We start from the raw sequence: 15,077 nt of genomic DNA on the forward strand, positions 1-15,077 counted from the left end.
TCGCACCGGTATCGCCCTCGACAGTCTGCCTTGTACGGGCCTGACTCGTCAGCAGTGGGTGACTCTCTGCACAGGATCTGCCGGATAACGCCGACATCCCGTCGACCGGCCGGGACCGAGTAGCTGACGGGTCGTCAGATCAGCGCTACCGTGGAACGCATGGAGACCTTCCCGAAGATCATCTCGGTGGACGACCACACGGTGGAGCCCCCCAACGTCTGGCGGGACCGGCTCCCGTCGAAGTACCAGGACCACGGCCCGCGCATCGTCCGGGCACCGCTGAAGGAAATGACCTTCCTGGGCGGCAAGTTCGCCCCGGTCATGGGCGCCCCCGGGGACGAAGGGCCGATCGGGGACTGGTGGGTGTACGAGGATCTGCACCGTCCGCTCACCCGGCTCGACACCGCCGTCGGCTACGACCGGGACGAGATCAGGCTGGAAGTCATCACGTACGAGCAGATGCGGCCGGGTTCCTACAGCGTTCCGGACCGGCTCGCCGACATGGACGTCAACCACGTCCAGTCGGCGCTCTGCTTCCCCACCTTCCCGCGCTTCTGCGGGCAGACCTTCACCGAGGCGAAGGACCGTGAGCTCGGGCTGCTCGGGGTCCGCGCGTACAACGACTGGATGGTGGAGGAGTGGTGCGGGCCGGACGCGCAGGGCCGGCTGATCCCGCTCACGCTGATACCCCTGTGGGACGCCGAGCTGGCCGCCGCGGAGGTACGGCGCAACGCGGCGCGCGGGGTGCGGGCGGTGGCGTTCTCCGAGATACCCCCGCATCTGGGACTCCCGTCCATCCACACCGACGCATGGGACCCGTTCCTCGCGGCGTGCGACGAGACCGGCACGGTCGTCGCCATGCACATCGGATCCTCGTCCAGGATGCCCTCGACCTCCGCGGACGCCCCGCCGGCCGTCGGCTCGACCATCACCTTCGCCAACTGCTGCTTCTCGATGGTCGACTGGCTGATGAGCGGCAAGTTCGAGCGCTTCCCCAATCTGAGGATCATGTACGCGGAGGGCCAGATCGGCTGGATCCCGTACATCCTGGAGCGCGCGGACGTGGTGTGGGAGGAGAACCGCGGCTGGGGCGGCGTCGCGGACAAGGTCCTGCGACCACCCTCCGAGCTGTTCGCCGAGCATGTCCACGGCTGCTTCTTCGACGATGCCTTCGGGCTGAGGAACCTGGACGCGATCGGTGTCGGCAACGTCCTGTACGAGACGGACTATCCGCACTCGGACTCCACCTGGCCCAAGTCGCGGGAGGTCGGCGAGGCCCAGATGGGGCATCTGGCGCCGGACGTGGTGGACCGGATCGTACGCGGGAACGCGATCGAGCTGCTGGGGCTGACGCCCGAGGGGCTGTGGGCGGGGGCCTGACGCGCACGAGCCGCGGCCCCCGGTGAGGGGCCGCGGCGCGTGGCGATCGCCATCGTCTCCGTCGTCCCGGACGAGGCGCCGCGCGGCGACGACTGACCGGCAAAGCAATCGCCATGCGCGGTGGTACCGCGGGGCGCTCTGCCGCGGACGTGCTGAAGCGGCGGTGTCCGGTACCGGCCCGGCGCCGCCGCAGCACGGAGCCTTCGTCACGAGGTACGAGGCCGGGTCCGTGGCCCCCTCACCCGCTCACGCCCCGGAGACACGTCCGGGACAGGCCGCGGCCGATGCGTGCATGACGTGGACATCGGGGTACGGGCGCCCCCACCATCGGCACATGACGCTTATGCAGGCCGACGCCGACAAGATCCTCGCCGACAACTTCGCCCCCTGGGTGCTGGAACTCGGCCTCTCCGTCGTGGAAACGGGCGACCTCCACGCCGTCCTGCGCCTCCCCTGGACGGACCGGCTCGCCCGCGAGGGCGGCGCCTTGTCCGGCCAGGCGCTGATGGCCGCGGCCGACACCGCGACCGTGATCGCCGTGTCCTCGGCCCGCGGCGCCTTCGTCCCGATGACGACGGTCCAGCAGTCGACCACCTTCCAGCGCGCGGTGACCGGCGCGGACGTACTGATCGACGCGCGGATCTCGAAGCTGGGCAGGCGGATGGCGTTCGCGGACATCACGATGACGGCAGAGGGCACGACCGAGCCCGCCGCCCGCGCCTCCACGGTGTACGCACTGCTGGGATAGACGGTGTACGCGCTGCGGGGACAGGCCCTCAGGGGGTGCCCGGCGGATCCCGCCGGCCGATCCCGCCGGCCGGCTCCGGAGGGCCGTCCGTCGCAGGCGGCCTAGGGGGTTTCTTTCGGATCTTGCCGGATCAGAAAGAAACCCCCTACCAGGCCACGGGCAGCTCGATCGGGAAGCGCCGGATGGTCTCGGTGTCCCAGCGCACTTCCTCCGCGGGCACGGCCAGCCGCAGTCCGGGAAACCGCTCCACCAGCCGTCCGATCGCCACCTCCAGTTCCGCGATCGCCAGCGGCGCGGCGATGCACCGGTGTCCGCCCCAGCCGAAGGTCATGTGCGGCAGGCCGGGCCGGTCCGGGTCGATGGCGTCGGGGTCCGGGAAGCGCTTCGGATCGCGGTTCGCCGTCAGGTACGACACATGGACGAAGTCGCCCGTCCGGATCCGTACCCCGTCGATCTCCACGTCTTCCAGGGCCACCCGGGGAATGCCGACCCCCTTGCGGAAGGGGATGAAGCGGAGCAGCTCGTCCAGGACGGCGGACAGGGTCTCCGGCCGGTTCCTGAGCCGCTGCATCAGCTCGGGGCGGGTCAGGAGGAGGTAGGAGATGTTGCTGATCTGGCAGGTGGCGGTGTCGTGCCCGCTGAGCATCAGTGTCAGCGCCATGACCGCCAGTTCCTGGTCGTCGAGCACGTCGTCGCCGTCCTTGGCCGCGGCCAGCGCGCTGATCAGGTCATCCCCGGGGGCGCGCCGCCGCTCGTCGACCAGCCGAGCGAAGTACGCCCGCAGCTCCGCCTTGGCGGTCGCCGCGGTCTGCCGGCTGTCCGGGCCGGTGGAGAGCAGCTGATGGGCGTACTCCTGCATCCGGGGCCGGTCGACCAGGGGGATCCCGAGCAGCTCGCAGATGGTGTGCTGGGGCAGCTGGTCCGAGAGATGGCGCACCAGATCCGCCGGCTGCCCCGCCGCGGTCATCTCGTCGAGCAGCGTGTCCACGAGCCGTACGATCGCCATCCGCATCGGTTCCACATGCCGCGGGGTGAAGGCCTGCGATGCCAGCTGCCGCAGCCGGCTGCTGCGTGGCGGGTCCATCACGTTGATCGACTCCGGGGAAACGATCGGCTCCGGCGTCAGCCGCGGATAGTCGTGCCCCATGATCTCCGCCCGGCTGAACCGGTGATCGGTGGTCACCTTCCGTACCCCGTCGAACCCGGTGACCAGCCAGGCATGGGCGTCGCCGTACGGCAGCCGGATCCGGGTGATGTTCTCGCGGGCCATCAGCTCCGCGAGCGAGGGGTCGAACTCCAGGCCATCGCTGAAGTCGAACGGGCAGGTGGTTACTTCGCCGGTTTCGGGCATCGCTGCTACTCCAGCTCCAGGACGACGATCGCTGCTGACGCGCACATGAGACGGGCGGGAGACAGCCGTCCCGGCGTTTCCCGCATATGCCATATGTGTGCACTGCATCAGTGCCGGACACCTCCGCACACCCGGATGGCCCCGTCCGACCGGCCTGCGGATGTCCCGACGGAGGGCGTGAGGACCGCCTGGACTCCGGAGCGGGGGTAAGGCTCCGCAGTCACCCGAAAGTGGCAATGGCTGTGTGCATGACACTCTGTGCGGGTCGATAGCGTGGGGCGCGGGAAGAGCTGGTTCCGCACTCCGGGGCCCGTCGGCATCCCTGCTCCGCCGCACCCACGACAGACAAGGACCCTCTCCCATGCCCACTCGCCGCACCGTGGCCGCCGTGGCGCTCCTCGCCGGTACCGCACTCGCCGGCGGCGCCGTCGTAGCCGTCCAGTACCTCGCGACACCGGACACCGGGGTGAGCGTGCGTTCCGAGCCGAAGAAGAGCCGCGCCGACCATCTGCGCCTGTGGGAGGCCGAACTCGCGAAGTCCGGCCGGAAGCTCCCCGCCGGAGCGGACCGGATGACGACCCAGGAGATCATGGACGCCTGGACCTCGGAGCGGGCGAAGTACGCCGAGCCGAGCTGATCCGTCGGCCCGGCGGGACCACGCCTGAGAGGAACGGGGCCCGGAACCGGGCCCCGTTCCCCTGTGTGACGTGGATCAGGCGGCGTCGGCCGCGTCGATCACGTTCGCGGCCTGCTAATCGCGACGCCGGACGCCCGCACACCCCTTGTCTGATGGAGCGTCAGCCAAGACCATGGTGGTCCATCGAATATGACGGGTCGTCAGATCGAGGGGATCGATCATGGTGGTGTACGGGATGCAGCTCCCGGTCCAGTCGCAGAGCACCATCTACGCCGAGTCCTGGGAAGCCTCCGCAGGTCCCCTCGACCTCGCCGAGATCGCCCGCACCGCCGACCGCACCGGCTTCGCCTACATCGCGAGCTGCGACCATGTCGCGATCCCGCGCCGGCTCGCCGCCGCCATGTCGACCGTCTGGTACGACCCCGTCGCCACGCTCTCGTTCCTCGCCGCCGTCACCGAGCGCGTACGCCTCCTCAGTCATGTCGCCGTCGTCGGACTTCGCCATCCCCTCCTCACCGCCAAGCAGTACGCGACGCTCGACCATCTCTCCGCCGGCCGTCTGATCCTCGGCGTCGGCGCGGGGCACGTGCGGGAGGAGTTCGAGGTGCTCGGGGTGGACTTCGAGCGGCGCGGGGCCGTGCTCGACGAGACGATCGACGCGCTCAGGGCGGCGCTCGGGCCCGAGGAGTTCCCGCGGTTCGCCGGGGAGCGGTTCGCCTTCGAAGGGCTCGGGCAGCGGCCCCGGCCCGCCCGGGCCCAGGTGCCGGTCTGGATCGGCGGCTCCTCACCCGCCGCCGTGCGCCGCGCCGCCCTCAAGGGCGACGGCTGGCTGCCGCAGGGCGATCCGCGTGACCGGCTCCCCGCGCAGATCGCGAAGCTCAGGGCACTTCGCGCGGAGGCGGGGATCGCGGACCCCATCGAGATCGGCGCGATCACCGAGCCGCTGTACGTCGGCGACGCCGCCTGGGAGGTCGGCCGGCGGACCCTCACCGGCAAACCGGACGCGCTCGCCGAGTCGCTGCGCGCCTACGGCGCGATGGGCGTGGACCAGATCCAGGTGCGGTTCCGCAGCCGGAGCCGCAGTGAACTCACCGACCAGATGGCGGCCTTCGCCGCCGACGTCGCACCACACCTGAACTGAGGAGAGTGGCATGGGGAAGCTGGACGGACGGGTCGTCCTCATCACGGGCGCCGCGCGCGGCCAGGGCGAGCAGGAGGCCCGGCTCTTCGCCGCGGAAGGCGCGAAGGTCGTCCTCGCGGACGTCCTGGACGACCAGGGCGAGGCGCTCGCCAAGGAACTCGGCGAGGGCACGGCCGCGTACGTACACCTGGACGTCGGCCAGGAGGCGGACTGGGCCGCCGCCGTCGCCGCCGCCAGGAACGCCTTCGGCCGCATCGACGGCCTGGTCAACAATGCGGGCATCCTCCGCTTCAACGAGCTGGTGAGTACGCCCCTGGAGGAGTTCCAGCAGATCATCCAGGTCAACCAGGTCGGTGCGTTCCTGGGCATCAAGACCGTCGCGCCCGAGATCGAGGCGGCCGGCGGCGGCACGATCGTCAACACGGCCTCGTACACGGCGCTCACCGGCATGTCCTACGTCGGTGCCTACGCGGCGACCAAGCACGCCATCCTCGGCCTGACCCGGGTGGCCGCGATGGAGCTCGCCGGGAAGAAGATCCGGGTCAACGCCGTCTGCCCGGGAGCCGTGGACACCCCGATGAGCAACCCGGGGGGCGCGGACCCGGAGGCGCTCGACGAGCTGTACCAGAAGCTGGTGCCCCTCGGGCGGGTCGGGCAGCCGGAGGAGGTGGCGCGGCTGGCGCTCTTCCTTTCCTGTGAGGACTCCTCGTACATCACGGGCCAGCCGTTCGTCATCGACGGAGGCTGGCTGGCCGGGGTGAGCGTTCTCTGACAAGTCTCTGATGCATCGTCAGATCGGCTCGGGCCGCTCTATTGACGCCCCGGACGCACGGTGGAACAGTCGACGCATTCAGATCTGACGATACGTCAGAAACGTAGGGACGGTGGTGGGACCCCCATGGAATTCGGGCTCTTCGTACAGGGTTACGTCGGCAAGCGCGCCGAGACCGACCCGCTCGCCGAGCACAAGGCACTGATGGAGGAGACCGAGTACGTCATCCAGGCGGACAAGTCGGGCTTCAAGTACGCCTGGGCCTCCGAGCACCACTTCCTGGAGGAGTACTCGCACCTCTCGGCGAACGACGTCTTCCTCGGCTATCTCGCACACGCCACCGAGCGGATCCACCTGGGTTCAGGGATCTTCAACCCGCTGGCGCAGGTCAACCACCCCGTGAAGGTCGCCGAGAAGGTGGCCATGCTCGACCATCTGAGCGAAGGACGCCATGAGTTCGGCTCGGGGCGCGGAGCCGGCTCGCACGAGATCCTGGGGTTCATCCCCGGCGTCACCGACATGAACTACACCAAGGAGATCTGGGAAGAGACCATCGCCGAGTTCCCCAAGATGTGGCTCCAGGAGGAGTACGTCGGCTTCCAGGGGAAGCACTGGTCGCTGCCGCCGCGGAAGGTGCTGCCGAAGCCGTACGGGAAGTCCCACCCGGCGATGTGGTACGCGGCAGGCTCCCCGCCCTCGTACGCCATGGCCGCCAGGAAGGGTCTCGGGGTGCTGGGCTTCAGCGTCCAGAAGGTCTCCGACATGGAGTGGGTGCTGGACCAGTACAAGGGGGCGATCGGCGGCGCCGAGCCGATCGGTGACTACGTGAACGACAACGTCATGGTCACCTCGACGGCGATCTGCGCGCCCACGCACGAGGAGGCCGTGCGGATCGCGGCGGGCGGCGGCCTGCACTACCTCCAGTCACTGGTCTTCCGCTACCACGACACCTTCCCGCGGCCCGAGGGCTTCCCGGTCTGGCCGGAGACGCTGCCGGAGTTCAACGAGGAGCTCATCGAACTCCTCATCGCCGAGGAACTGCTGATCTGCGGCGATCCGGACGAGGTGCTCGCGCAGTGCAAGCGGTGGGAGCAGGCGGGAGCGGACCAGTTGTCGTTCGGACTGCCGATCGGTATCTCGAAGCACGACACGCTCCAGACGATCAAGCTCATCGGCGAGCACGTGATCCCCAAGATCGACACGGACCCGGTCCACCGGACGACCCGCTTCCGCGACGCGGCATGACCGGGGGCTCACGCCCCCGGACCCCCGCCGGGGCTGCTTTTCCGGGCCGACCCCCGAAATCCAGCCCGTGCGGCGATTGAGGACGGACACTCCGGCCCGCCGGACGGCACCGGGCTGCCACGGAGCCCTGGCCGAAGGCCGGACCGGGGTCCAAGGCGGAGCCCCGAACACAGACCGCGGGCGGCGTCTTCCCGGACCGCCACCCGCGCCGGCCCCGGTCGGAGGCATCGCCGTGGCTGCGGCCGGCCACGACGGCCCCTGGCCGGGGCGCAGACATACCCGCCGCACGCGAAAGGGACGCCCACCATGCTCGACCACCTCATCACGCGCGCAACCGTCGTCGACGGCACCGGCGCCCCCGCCTACCCAGCCGACGTCGGCCTCCGCGACGGCCGCATCGCCGTCATCGCCGAGCCGGGCACCGTCACCGAAGAGGCCCGGACCAGCGAGGACGCGCACGGCCTCGTCCTCACACCCGGGTTCGTCGACCCGCACACCCACTACGACGCGCAGCTCTTCTGGGACCCGTACGCCACTCCCTCCATGAACCACGGAGTGACGACCGTCGCGGGCGGCAACTGCGGATTCACCCTCGCTCCGCTCAACCCCGACCGTCCCGAGGACGCCGACTACACGCGCCGCATGATGTCCAAGGTCGAGGGCATGTCCCTGGTCGCGCTCGAAGAGGGTGCGCCCTGGAACTGGCACACCTTCGGCGAGTACCTCGACGCCCTCGACGGCCGTATCGCCGTGAACGCGGGCTTCATGGTGGGCCACTGCGCGCTCCGCCGGCACGTCATGGGCCCGGACGCGGTCGGCGGGAAGCCCACCGCCGCCCAACTCGACGACATGCTGCGGCTGTTCCACGAAGCCATGGACGCCGGCGCCTGGGGCCTGTCCACCACCCAGTCGTCCACCCACTCCGACGGTGACGGGAAGCCCGTCGCCTCCCGGCACGCCGATCCCGCCGAACTGCTCGCCCTCTCCCGCGCAGTCGCGGAGCACGAGGGCACCCAGCTCGAAGCCATCGTCGCGGGCTGCCTCGACCAGTTCAGCGACGACGAGATCGACCTCTTCGTGGAAATGAGCACCGTCGCGGGACGGCCCCTCAACTGGAACGTCCTCACGATCGACGCCGCCGTACCCGAGCGCGTGCCCCGCCAGCTCGTCCCGAGCGAACGCGCCCGTAAGGCCGGCGGCCGGATCGTCGCGCTGACCATGCCGATCCTCACCCCCATGAACATGTCGCTGGGCACCTTCTGCGCGCTCAACCTCATCCCCGGCTGGGGCGAGATCCTCTCCCTCCCCGTCCCGGAGCGGATCGAGAAGCTCCGCGACCCGGACGTCCGTGCCGGGATGCTGCGCCGCGCCGACTCCAAGGAGGCCGGAGTCTTCCGCCGCCTCGCCAACTTCGGCCGGTACGTCATCGGCGACACCTACAGCAAGGAGAACGAGGGCCTGAGCGGCCGGGTCGTGAACGACATCGCCGCCGAACGCGGCCAGGACGCCTTCCAGTGCCTCGTCGAGATCTGCGCCAACGACGACCTGCGTACGGTCCTGTGGCCCATGCCCACCGACAACGACCCCGCGAGCTGGGCGCTGCGCGCCGAGACCTGGCAGCACGAGGACGTCATGCTCGGCGGCTCCGACGCGGGCGCGCACCTGGACCGGATGTGCGGCGCGCCGTACACCACCCGCTTCATCGGCGACTGTCTGCGCGGGCGGAAGCTGGCCTCGCTGGAGCAGGCGGTGAAGATGCTCACCGACGACCCGGCGCAGCTCTTCGGTCTGCGCGAGCGCGGCCGCATCGTCGAGGGCTTCCACGCCGACCTGGTCCTCTTCGACCCGGAGCGGATCGACGCGGGCCCGGCGACTCTCGTCCACGACCTGCCGGGCGACAGCCCGCGGCTGGACTCGCGGGCGGTCGGCATCGTGTCCGTACGCGTCAACGGCGTGGAGACCATCCGCGACGACGAGGTGACCGGGGCGATCCCGGGCCGGGTGCTGCGGTCGGGCCGTGACACCAGGACGGTGAGCACGAGGTGAGCGTCGGCCGGTACGGGGTGAGCAAGCCGCAGCGGCTGTACGTAGGAGGGGAGTGGGTCGAGCCCGACCTCGGCCACTACGAGGTGATCGACCCGGCGACGGAGGAGCCCGTCGGTCTGGCGCCCGAGGCGAGCCGGGACCAGGCGTACGAGGCCGCGGCCGCCGCCCGGGAAGCCTTCGAGTCCTGGTCCGGTACGGCCCCCGAGGAGCGGGCGGCGATCCTGGACCGGGCGGCGGATGTGATCCAGCGCGAGTTCGAGACGTACGCGGAACTCGCCCGCGCCGAGACGGGGGCGACGACCGGCACCGCCCGCGGCATGCAGGTCGCGGTCGGCGTGTCGCGCTTCCGGCGGTACGCGAAGGGCGCGCTGGAGCCCGTCGAACAGGGCCTGCCCCCGCAGATCAACGAGGCGGGCCCGATGGGGAAGGCAGGGATCTTCGGTGCGCTCGCCGCCCGCCGCCCGGTCGGCGTGGTCACCTGCATCACCTCGTACAACAACCCGTGGGCGAACCCGGCCGGCAAGGTCGCGCCTGCCCTCGCCATGGGCAACACGGTCGTGGTGAAGCCCGCGCCGCAGGATCCGCTCTCCGTTTACCGGATGGCGGAGGCGCTCGCGGAGGCGGGCGCGCCGCCGGGTGTGGTGAACGTCGTCTCCGGAACCCGTACGGAGGTGGGGGAGGCGGCCGTCGACTCGCCGGACGTCGACATGGTCAGCTTCACCGGCTCCACGGCCGTCGGCCAGCGCATCGGCGAGGTGTGCGGCCGCGGCATGAAGCGGCAGCTGATGGAGCTGGGCGGGAAGGGCGCGGCGCTCGTCTTCGACGACGCCGACCTCGACTCCGCGGTGATGGGTATCGGCACGACGTTCGCTTTCTACAGCGGCCAGATCTGCACCGCGCCGACCCGCGTCCTCGCCCAACGTGCGGTGTACGACCGGCTGATCGAGAAGCTGACGGCCTACCTCGGCTTCATGAAGGTCGGCGACCCGGCGGCGCGCGGCACGGTCGTCGGCCCCGTGATCTCCGCGGCCCATCGCGACCGGATCGAGTCGTACATCGAGCTGGGGAAGAAGGAGGGCGCGCGGCTGGTCGCCGGCGGCGAGCGCCCCGGTGGCCCGGACTTCGCGCGCGGCTTCTACGTCGCCCCGACGCTCTTCGCGGACTGCACCAACGAGATGCGTGTCGTACGGGAGGAGATCTTCGGCCCGGTGGTGGTCGTGGTCCCCTTCGAGGACGAGGAGGAGGGCGTCGCGCTCGCCAACGACAGCGACTACGGACTGATCGACTACGTCTGGTCCGGGGACGCCGCGCGGGCCTTCCGGGTGGCGCGGCGGCTGCGGTCCGGCGGCGTCGGGATCAACACGATCGGCCGGAACATGGAGGCGCCGTTCGGGGGGTTCAAGAAGAGCGGGGTGGGGCGGGACGTGGGTTCGTACGCCCTGCACGCGTACAGCGAGACGCAGGCGATCGTGTGGCCGGGCGGTTGAGCCCCTGGTGACTGAGCCTCTGGTCACTGAGACATGAACCACTGGAAAATTTCCAAAAGGGCATAACGGGCACAGCTGCGGTTTTCGCAATCCGGAACGTTTCGCCTTGCACCTATAAATATATCGGGGTGATCCTGATTCACCTTTCAATCAGCGGTCGAATGGGGATCAGATGGGGTGGATCCAAGGATAGATCGTCGTAGCTCAAGCCTCCGGATACGGGAACCGCAGCACTTAACGTCCTCCTCATGACTCAGCTGGAGACGCGGCCCCAGGTCGGAGACACGGTACGGGGACGCTCCGAAGGGGGCGTCCGCACCGAAGGGGGCGTTCGCACCAAGGGACTCGGCGGCAATTCCGTCGGCCTCATGGGCAGTGCCGTCATCGGTATCTCGACGGTCGCCCCCGTGTACTGCCTGACTTCCACACTCGGCTCGACGGCCGGCGAGGTCGGGCTGCAGATGCCCGCCATCTTCCTGGCCGGCTTCCTGCCGATGCTCCTGGTCGCCTTCGCGTACCGCGAGCTCAACAAGGTCATGCCGGACTGCGGCACCTCCTTCACCTGGACCGTGAAGGCCTTCGGCCCGCGGATCGGCTGGATGTGCGGCTGGGGCCTGGTCATCGCGACGATCATCGTGCTGTCCAACCTCGCGGGCGTCGCGACCTCCTACTTCTGGCTGCTGGCCGGTGAGATCTCGGGCAGCGAGTCGATCGCCGCCCTGGACGACAACAAGGCCGTCCACATCCTCACCTGCCTCACCCTGATCGCCGTCGCCACCGCGATCAGCTACCGCGGCATGACCGCCACGAAGGGTGTGCAGTACGCCCTCGTCGGCCTCCAGCTCGTCGTCCTCGCGGTGTTCGTGGCCATGGCCCTCCAGAAGGCGGGCAGCGGTGCCCTCGACACCGGCGTCAGCTTCTCCTGGTCCTGGATGAACCCCTTCGCGGTCCAGTCCTTCGCGGCCTTCACCGCGGGTCTCTCCCTGTCGATCTTCATGTACTGGGGTTGGGACGCCTGTCTGTCCACGAACGAGGAGACCACCGGCTCCGCCAAGACCCCCGGCCGTGCCGCGCTCGTCGCGATGGTCGTCCTGGTCGGCTCGTACCTCGCCACCGGTGTCGCCGCGCAGATGGCCGTGGGCTCGGGAGACAAGGGTCTCGGCCTCGCCAACCCGGACACCTCCGACAACGTCTTCGCCGCGCTGGCCGGCCCGGTGATGGGACCGGTCCTCGGCATCGCGCTCTTCGTCGCCGTCCTGGCCTCGGCCGCCGCCAGCCTCCAGACGACGTTCATCCCGGTCGCCCGCACGGTGCTCGCGATGTCCGCGTACGAGGCCCTCCCCGCGTCCTTCGCGAAGGTCCACCCCCGCTTCAAGGTCCCCGGCAAGGCCACGGTCGTGGCGGGCGTCGCCACCGGCGCGTTCTACACGGTCATGACCCTGGTCAGCGAGAACGTCCTGGTCGACACGATCTACGCGCTCGGCCTCATGATCTGCTTCTACTACGCGCTGACCGCCTTCGCCTGCGTCTGGTACTTCCGGGGCGAGCTGACGAACTCCGCCAGGGACGCGCTCTTCAAGGGCGCCCTGCCGGCCCTCGGCGGCCTCATGCTCACCGCGGTCTTCGGCAAGACGCTGTACGACATGTGGGACCCGGCCTACGGCTCCGGCTCCGCGGTCCTCGGTGTCGGCTCGGTCTTCGTGATCGGCGTCGGCCTGCTGCTCCTGGGCGTCGTGATCATGCTGATCATGCAGCGCCGCAGCCCGGCGTTCTTCCGTGGCGAGGTCCTGACGAAGGAGACCCCGTCCCTGGTCGTCGCGGACTGACCGCGCCCTCCGTCTGCGGCTGAAACGTCCGGGCCCGGCCCCCATCCCCCGGGGGCCGGGCCCGGTCCTTTCCGGACTTCACCGGGGTTCGGCGGACTTCACCGGGGTTCAGCGCGGCGGCGCGCGCGTACGGCCGCGGCCAGGAGGAGTTCGTCCGTGGCCATCTCCGCGTCCCGGGAGGGGTCGTTGACGGGGATCCGTTTGCGAAGGTCGGCTACTCGACCCGGAGGACGATCTTGCCCTGCGTACGGCCCTGCTCGCCGTACGCGTGCGCCTTCGCCGCCTCCTCCAGCGGCAGGACCGTGTCGACGTGGGCCCGGAGCTTCCCCTCCTCGACGAGGCGGACGACCGCCTGCAGGCCCGCGCGGTCCGGCTCGACCAGGGTCCACCCGGTGCGCACGCCGAGCGCCTCGGCCCGTCCGGCGGGCGGCAGGTCGTCCGGCGACGTCAGCGTGACCAGGTGGCCGCCGCGTCGCAGGACCTCCAGGGACCGTGCTCCGTACTCCCCGCCGATGGAGTCGAGGACGATGTCCACGTCCCGCACCTGCTCCGTGAAGTCGGCCTCCCGGTAGTCGATCAGCTCGTCCGCGCCGAGCTCCTTCAGGAAGCCGTGCTTCCCCGCGCTCGCCGTCCCGATGACGTACGCCCCGTGCGCCTTGGCGATCTGGACGGCCAGGTGGCCCACGCCGCCGGCCGCCGCGTGGATCAGCACGCGCTGCCCGGCGCGCAGCCCCGCCGTCTCGACCAGCGACTGCCAGGCGGTGAGCGCGGCCAGCGGCAGCGCGGCGGCCTGTACATGGTCGATGCCGGCCGGCTTGCGGACGAACTGCCGGGCGGGGGCGCTCACGTACTCGGCGTACGCACCCGCCTGGTGCGGGAAGCGCGGCATGCCGAACACCTCGTCGCCGGGCCGGTACAGCGTCACCCCGGGGCCGACCGCCTCGATGACGCCGGACACGTCCCAGCCCAGGATCGGGATGTCGCCCCACGTGACGAGGGCACCGGTGGCGCGGGTCTTCCAGTCGGCGGGGTTGACGCCTGCGGCGTGCACCCGGACCAGGATCTCGTTCAGGCCCGGCTCGGGGCGGTCGATCTCGACCGGGACCAGGACGTCGGGGGAGCCCCATTCGCGGGGGCTGACGGCACGCATCGTGTTGCTCATTGATCATGTCCTCTCTGGTGAGCAGCCACCAGAGTGCGCCGGAACGGACGATCGCAGTGCTGGCAGTTTGGCCATCATGTGACAGAATCTGGCCATGGCCACTTCCTTCGTGTCACCGGTGCCCGTGCCGACGAAGGCGCAGGCGAAGACGTCCGCGAAGGCTCCGGCGAAGGCACCGGCACCCCCAAAGGCGCCGGAGGGCGACGCGCCCGCCGCGCACCGAGTGGCAGTCCTCGCGCTCGACGGTGTGCCCCCGTTCGAGCTGGGCATCCCGTCCCGGGTCTTCGGAAGCGCCCTCGACGACGAGGGGCGGCCGCTCTACGAGGTCGTCGTCTGCACCATCGACGGGCAGCCGGTGGACAGCGACGCGGGGTTCGCCGTCGCCGTCAGCCACGGACCGGAGGCGCTCGAAAGCGCGGACACGGTGATCGTCGCGCCCTCCTGCGCCATCGGCTACCTCGCGGAGGGCGGGCCGCTTCCCGCACCCCTGGCCGCCGCACTCGACAGGATCCGCCCCGGGGCCCGGATGGTGTCCATCTGCAGCGGCTCCTACGTCCTCGCCGCCGCCGGGCTGCTTGACGGCCGGCCCGCGACGACGCACTGGCAGACGGCGCGCGAGTTCCAGCGGGCCTTCCCCCGGATCAAGGTCGACGAGGACGTGCTTTTCGTGGACGACGGAGACGTGCTGACCTCGGCGGGCATCGCCGCGGGTGTCGATCTGTGCCTGCATCTCGTACGCCGCGACCACGGCGCGACGGTGGCCAACCACGTCGCCCGCCGTTGTGTCGTACCGCCGTGGCGGGACGGTGGTCAGGCCCAGTTCATCGAGCGGCCCGTCCCGGAGCCGACCGTGGCGACGACGGCAGCCACGCGCGCCTGGGCGCTGGAACGCCTCCAGGAGCCGCTGACCCTCGGCGAGCTGGCCGATCACGCCCGGATGAGCCTGCGCACGTTCACCCGCCGCTTCCGTGACGAGGTCGGCATGACACCCGGCCGCTGGCTCACGGCCCAGCGCGTCGAACTCGCCCGCCAGTTGCTGGAGTCCAGCGACCTGTCCATCGACCTGGTCGCCCACCGCGCCGGATTCGGCACGGCCAACTCTCTCCGGCAGCACATGCGTTCCCTGCTCGGCACGTCACCGGCCGCCTACCGGCGTACGTTCAACGGGCAGGGCCAGGGGCAGGTGCAGGGCCAGAGCGCGGCTGCGGCTGCGGCCAGGACCTGAGCGCCGCGCTTCCCGGACCAGGCCCGGCTCGGCCCGGACCGACAGTCCGGGCCGAGG

General features: G+C 70.4%; 12 protein-coding genes. 10 read left to right on the top strand and 2 right to left on the bottom strand.

Annotation, left to right across the window (positions count from 1 at the left end; all coding sequences use genetic code 11):
• The first annotated feature begins 159 nt into the window (after window positions 1-159).
• Both ACZ6ZQ_RS04640 and ACZ6ZQ_RS04645 read left to right on the top strand, forming a co-directional pair.
• Window positions 160-1,380 carry an amidohydrolase family protein gene (locus tag ACZ6ZQ_RS04640; RefSeq protein WP_469767081.1) on the top strand — a complete coding sequence of 407 codons (1,221 nt, stop codon included), beginning with the start codon at window positions 160-162 and terminating at the stop codon, window positions 1,378-1,380.
• Between the two features lie 334 nt (window positions 1,381-1,714).
• Window positions 1,715-2,128, top strand: a complete 414-nt coding sequence (locus ACZ6ZQ_RS04645) for a PaaI family thioesterase (protein ID WP_469767082.1) — start codon at window positions 1,715-1,717, stop codon at window positions 2,126-2,128.
• 145 nt (window positions 2,129-2,273) lie between these two features.
• Here the strand turns inward: ACZ6ZQ_RS04645 and ACZ6ZQ_RS04650 are convergent, their stop codons facing one another.
• The gene (locus ACZ6ZQ_RS04650; RefSeq protein ID WP_469767083.1) at window positions 2,274-3,479 is read right to left on the bottom strand and encodes a cytochrome P450; all 1,206 of its coding nucleotides are present in this window, start codon (window positions 3,477-3,479) and stop codon (window positions 2,274-2,276) included.
• Between the two features lie 361 nt (window positions 3,480-3,840).
• Between ACZ6ZQ_RS04650 and ACZ6ZQ_RS04655 the strand changes: the two genes are divergently transcribed.
• From ACZ6ZQ_RS04655 to ACZ6ZQ_RS04685, 7 genes are all read left to right on the top strand, one after another.
• A complete protein-coding gene (locus ACZ6ZQ_RS04655) occupies window positions 3,841-4,116 on the top strand; it encodes a hypothetical protein (protein ID WP_469767084.1) in 276 nt (91 codons plus the stop codon).
• Between the two features lie 220 nt (window positions 4,117-4,336).
• The gene (locus ACZ6ZQ_RS04660; protein WP_469767085.1) at window positions 4,337-5,257 is read left to right on the top strand and encodes an LLM class F420-dependent oxidoreductase; all 921 of its coding nucleotides are present in this window, start codon (window positions 4,337-4,339) and stop codon (window positions 5,255-5,257) included.
• 10 nt (window positions 5,258-5,267) lie between these two features.
• Window positions 5,268-6,029 (top strand): SDR family NAD(P)-dependent oxidoreductase, encoded by a 762-nt coding sequence (locus ACZ6ZQ_RS04665; protein WP_469767086.1) that lies wholly within the window; start codon window positions 5,268-5,270, stop codon window positions 6,027-6,029.
• Between the two features lie 126 nt (window positions 6,030-6,155).
• Complete coding sequence (locus ACZ6ZQ_RS04670) at window positions 6,156-7,274, top strand: LLM class flavin-dependent oxidoreductase (RefSeq protein WP_469767087.1); 1,119 nt, start codon at window positions 6,156-6,158, stop codon at window positions 7,272-7,274.
• 306 nt (window positions 7,275-7,580) lie between these two features.
• Window positions 7,581-9,320, top strand: coding sequence for an N-acyl-D-amino-acid deacylase family protein (locus ACZ6ZQ_RS04675; protein WP_469767088.1), 1,740 nt, complete (start codon window positions 7,581-7,583; stop codon window positions 9,318-9,320).
• A complete protein-coding gene (locus ACZ6ZQ_RS04680; RefSeq protein WP_469767089.1) occupies window positions 9,317-10,807 on the top strand; it encodes an aldehyde dehydrogenase family protein in 1,491 nt (496 codons plus the stop codon). Before ACZ6ZQ_RS04675 ends, ACZ6ZQ_RS04680 begins: the two co-directional genes overlap by 4 nt.
• 248 nt (window positions 10,808-11,055) lie before the next feature.
• Window positions 11,056-12,633: an APC family permease gene (locus tag ACZ6ZQ_RS04685; protein ID WP_469767090.1), complete on the top strand. Its 1,578-nt coding sequence runs from the start codon at window positions 11,056-11,058 to the stop codon at window positions 12,631-12,633.
• Window positions 12,634-12,847: 214 nt separating this feature from the next.
• On the opposite strand, the gene ACZ6ZQ_RS04690 is transcribed toward ACZ6ZQ_RS04685, so the two are convergent.
• The gene (locus ACZ6ZQ_RS04690) at window positions 12,848-13,795 is read right to left on the bottom strand and encodes an NADP-dependent oxidoreductase (RefSeq protein ID WP_469767091.1); all 948 of its coding nucleotides are present in this window, start codon (window positions 13,793-13,795) and stop codon (window positions 12,848-12,850) included.
• Between the two features lie 94 nt (window positions 13,796-13,889).
• Between ACZ6ZQ_RS04690 and ACZ6ZQ_RS04695 the strand changes: the two genes are divergently transcribed.
• Window positions 13,890-15,020 carry a GlxA family transcriptional regulator gene (locus tag ACZ6ZQ_RS04695; protein WP_469767092.1) on the top strand — a complete coding sequence of 377 codons (1,131 nt, stop codon included), beginning with the start codon at window positions 13,890-13,892 and terminating at the stop codon, window positions 15,018-15,020.
• Window positions 15,021-15,077: the final 57 nt, after the last annotated feature.

This window comes from Streptomyces sp. NPDC053673 (assembly GCF_055585225.1).

Bases quoted from the DNA above. Each gene is read 5' to 3' on its own strand.
- ACZ6ZQ_RS04640 (WP_469767081.1), top strand. From the start codon at position 160: ATGGAGACCTTCCCGAAGATCATCTCGGTGGACGACCACACGGTGGAG.
- ACZ6ZQ_RS04645 (WP_469767082.1), top strand. From the start codon at position 1,715: ATGACGCTTATGCAGGCCGACGCCGACAAGATCCTCGCCGACAACTTC.
- ACZ6ZQ_RS04650 (WP_469767083.1), bottom strand. From the start codon at position 3,479: ATGCCCGAAACCGGCGAAGTAACCACCTGCCCGTTCGACTTCAGCGAT.
- ACZ6ZQ_RS04655 (WP_469767084.1), top strand. From the start codon at position 3,841: ATGCCCACTCGCCGCACCGTGGCCGCCGTGGCGCTCCTCGCCGGTACC.
- ACZ6ZQ_RS04660 (WP_469767085.1), top strand. From the start codon at position 4,337: ATGGTGGTGTACGGGATGCAGCTCCCGGTCCAGTCGCAGAGCACCATC.
- ACZ6ZQ_RS04665 (WP_469767086.1), top strand. From the start codon at position 5,268: ATGGGGAAGCTGGACGGACGGGTCGTCCTCATCACGGGCGCCGCGCGC.
- ACZ6ZQ_RS04670 (WP_469767087.1), top strand. From the start codon at position 6,156: ATGGAATTCGGGCTCTTCGTACAGGGTTACGTCGGCAAGCGCGCCGAG.
- ACZ6ZQ_RS04675 (WP_469767088.1), top strand. From the start codon at position 7,581: ATGCTCGACCACCTCATCACGCGCGCAACCGTCGTCGACGGCACCGGC.
- ACZ6ZQ_RS04685 (WP_469767090.1), top strand. From the start codon at position 11,056: ATGACTCAGCTGGAGACGCGGCCCCAGGTCGGAGACACGGTACGGGGA.
- ACZ6ZQ_RS04690 (WP_469767091.1), bottom strand. From the start codon at position 13,795: ATGAGCAACACGATGCGTGCCGTCAGCCCCCGCGAATGGGGCTCCCCC.
- ACZ6ZQ_RS04695 (WP_469767092.1), top strand. From the start codon at position 13,890: ATGGCCACTTCCTTCGTGTCACCGGTGCCCGTGCCGACGAAGGCGCAG.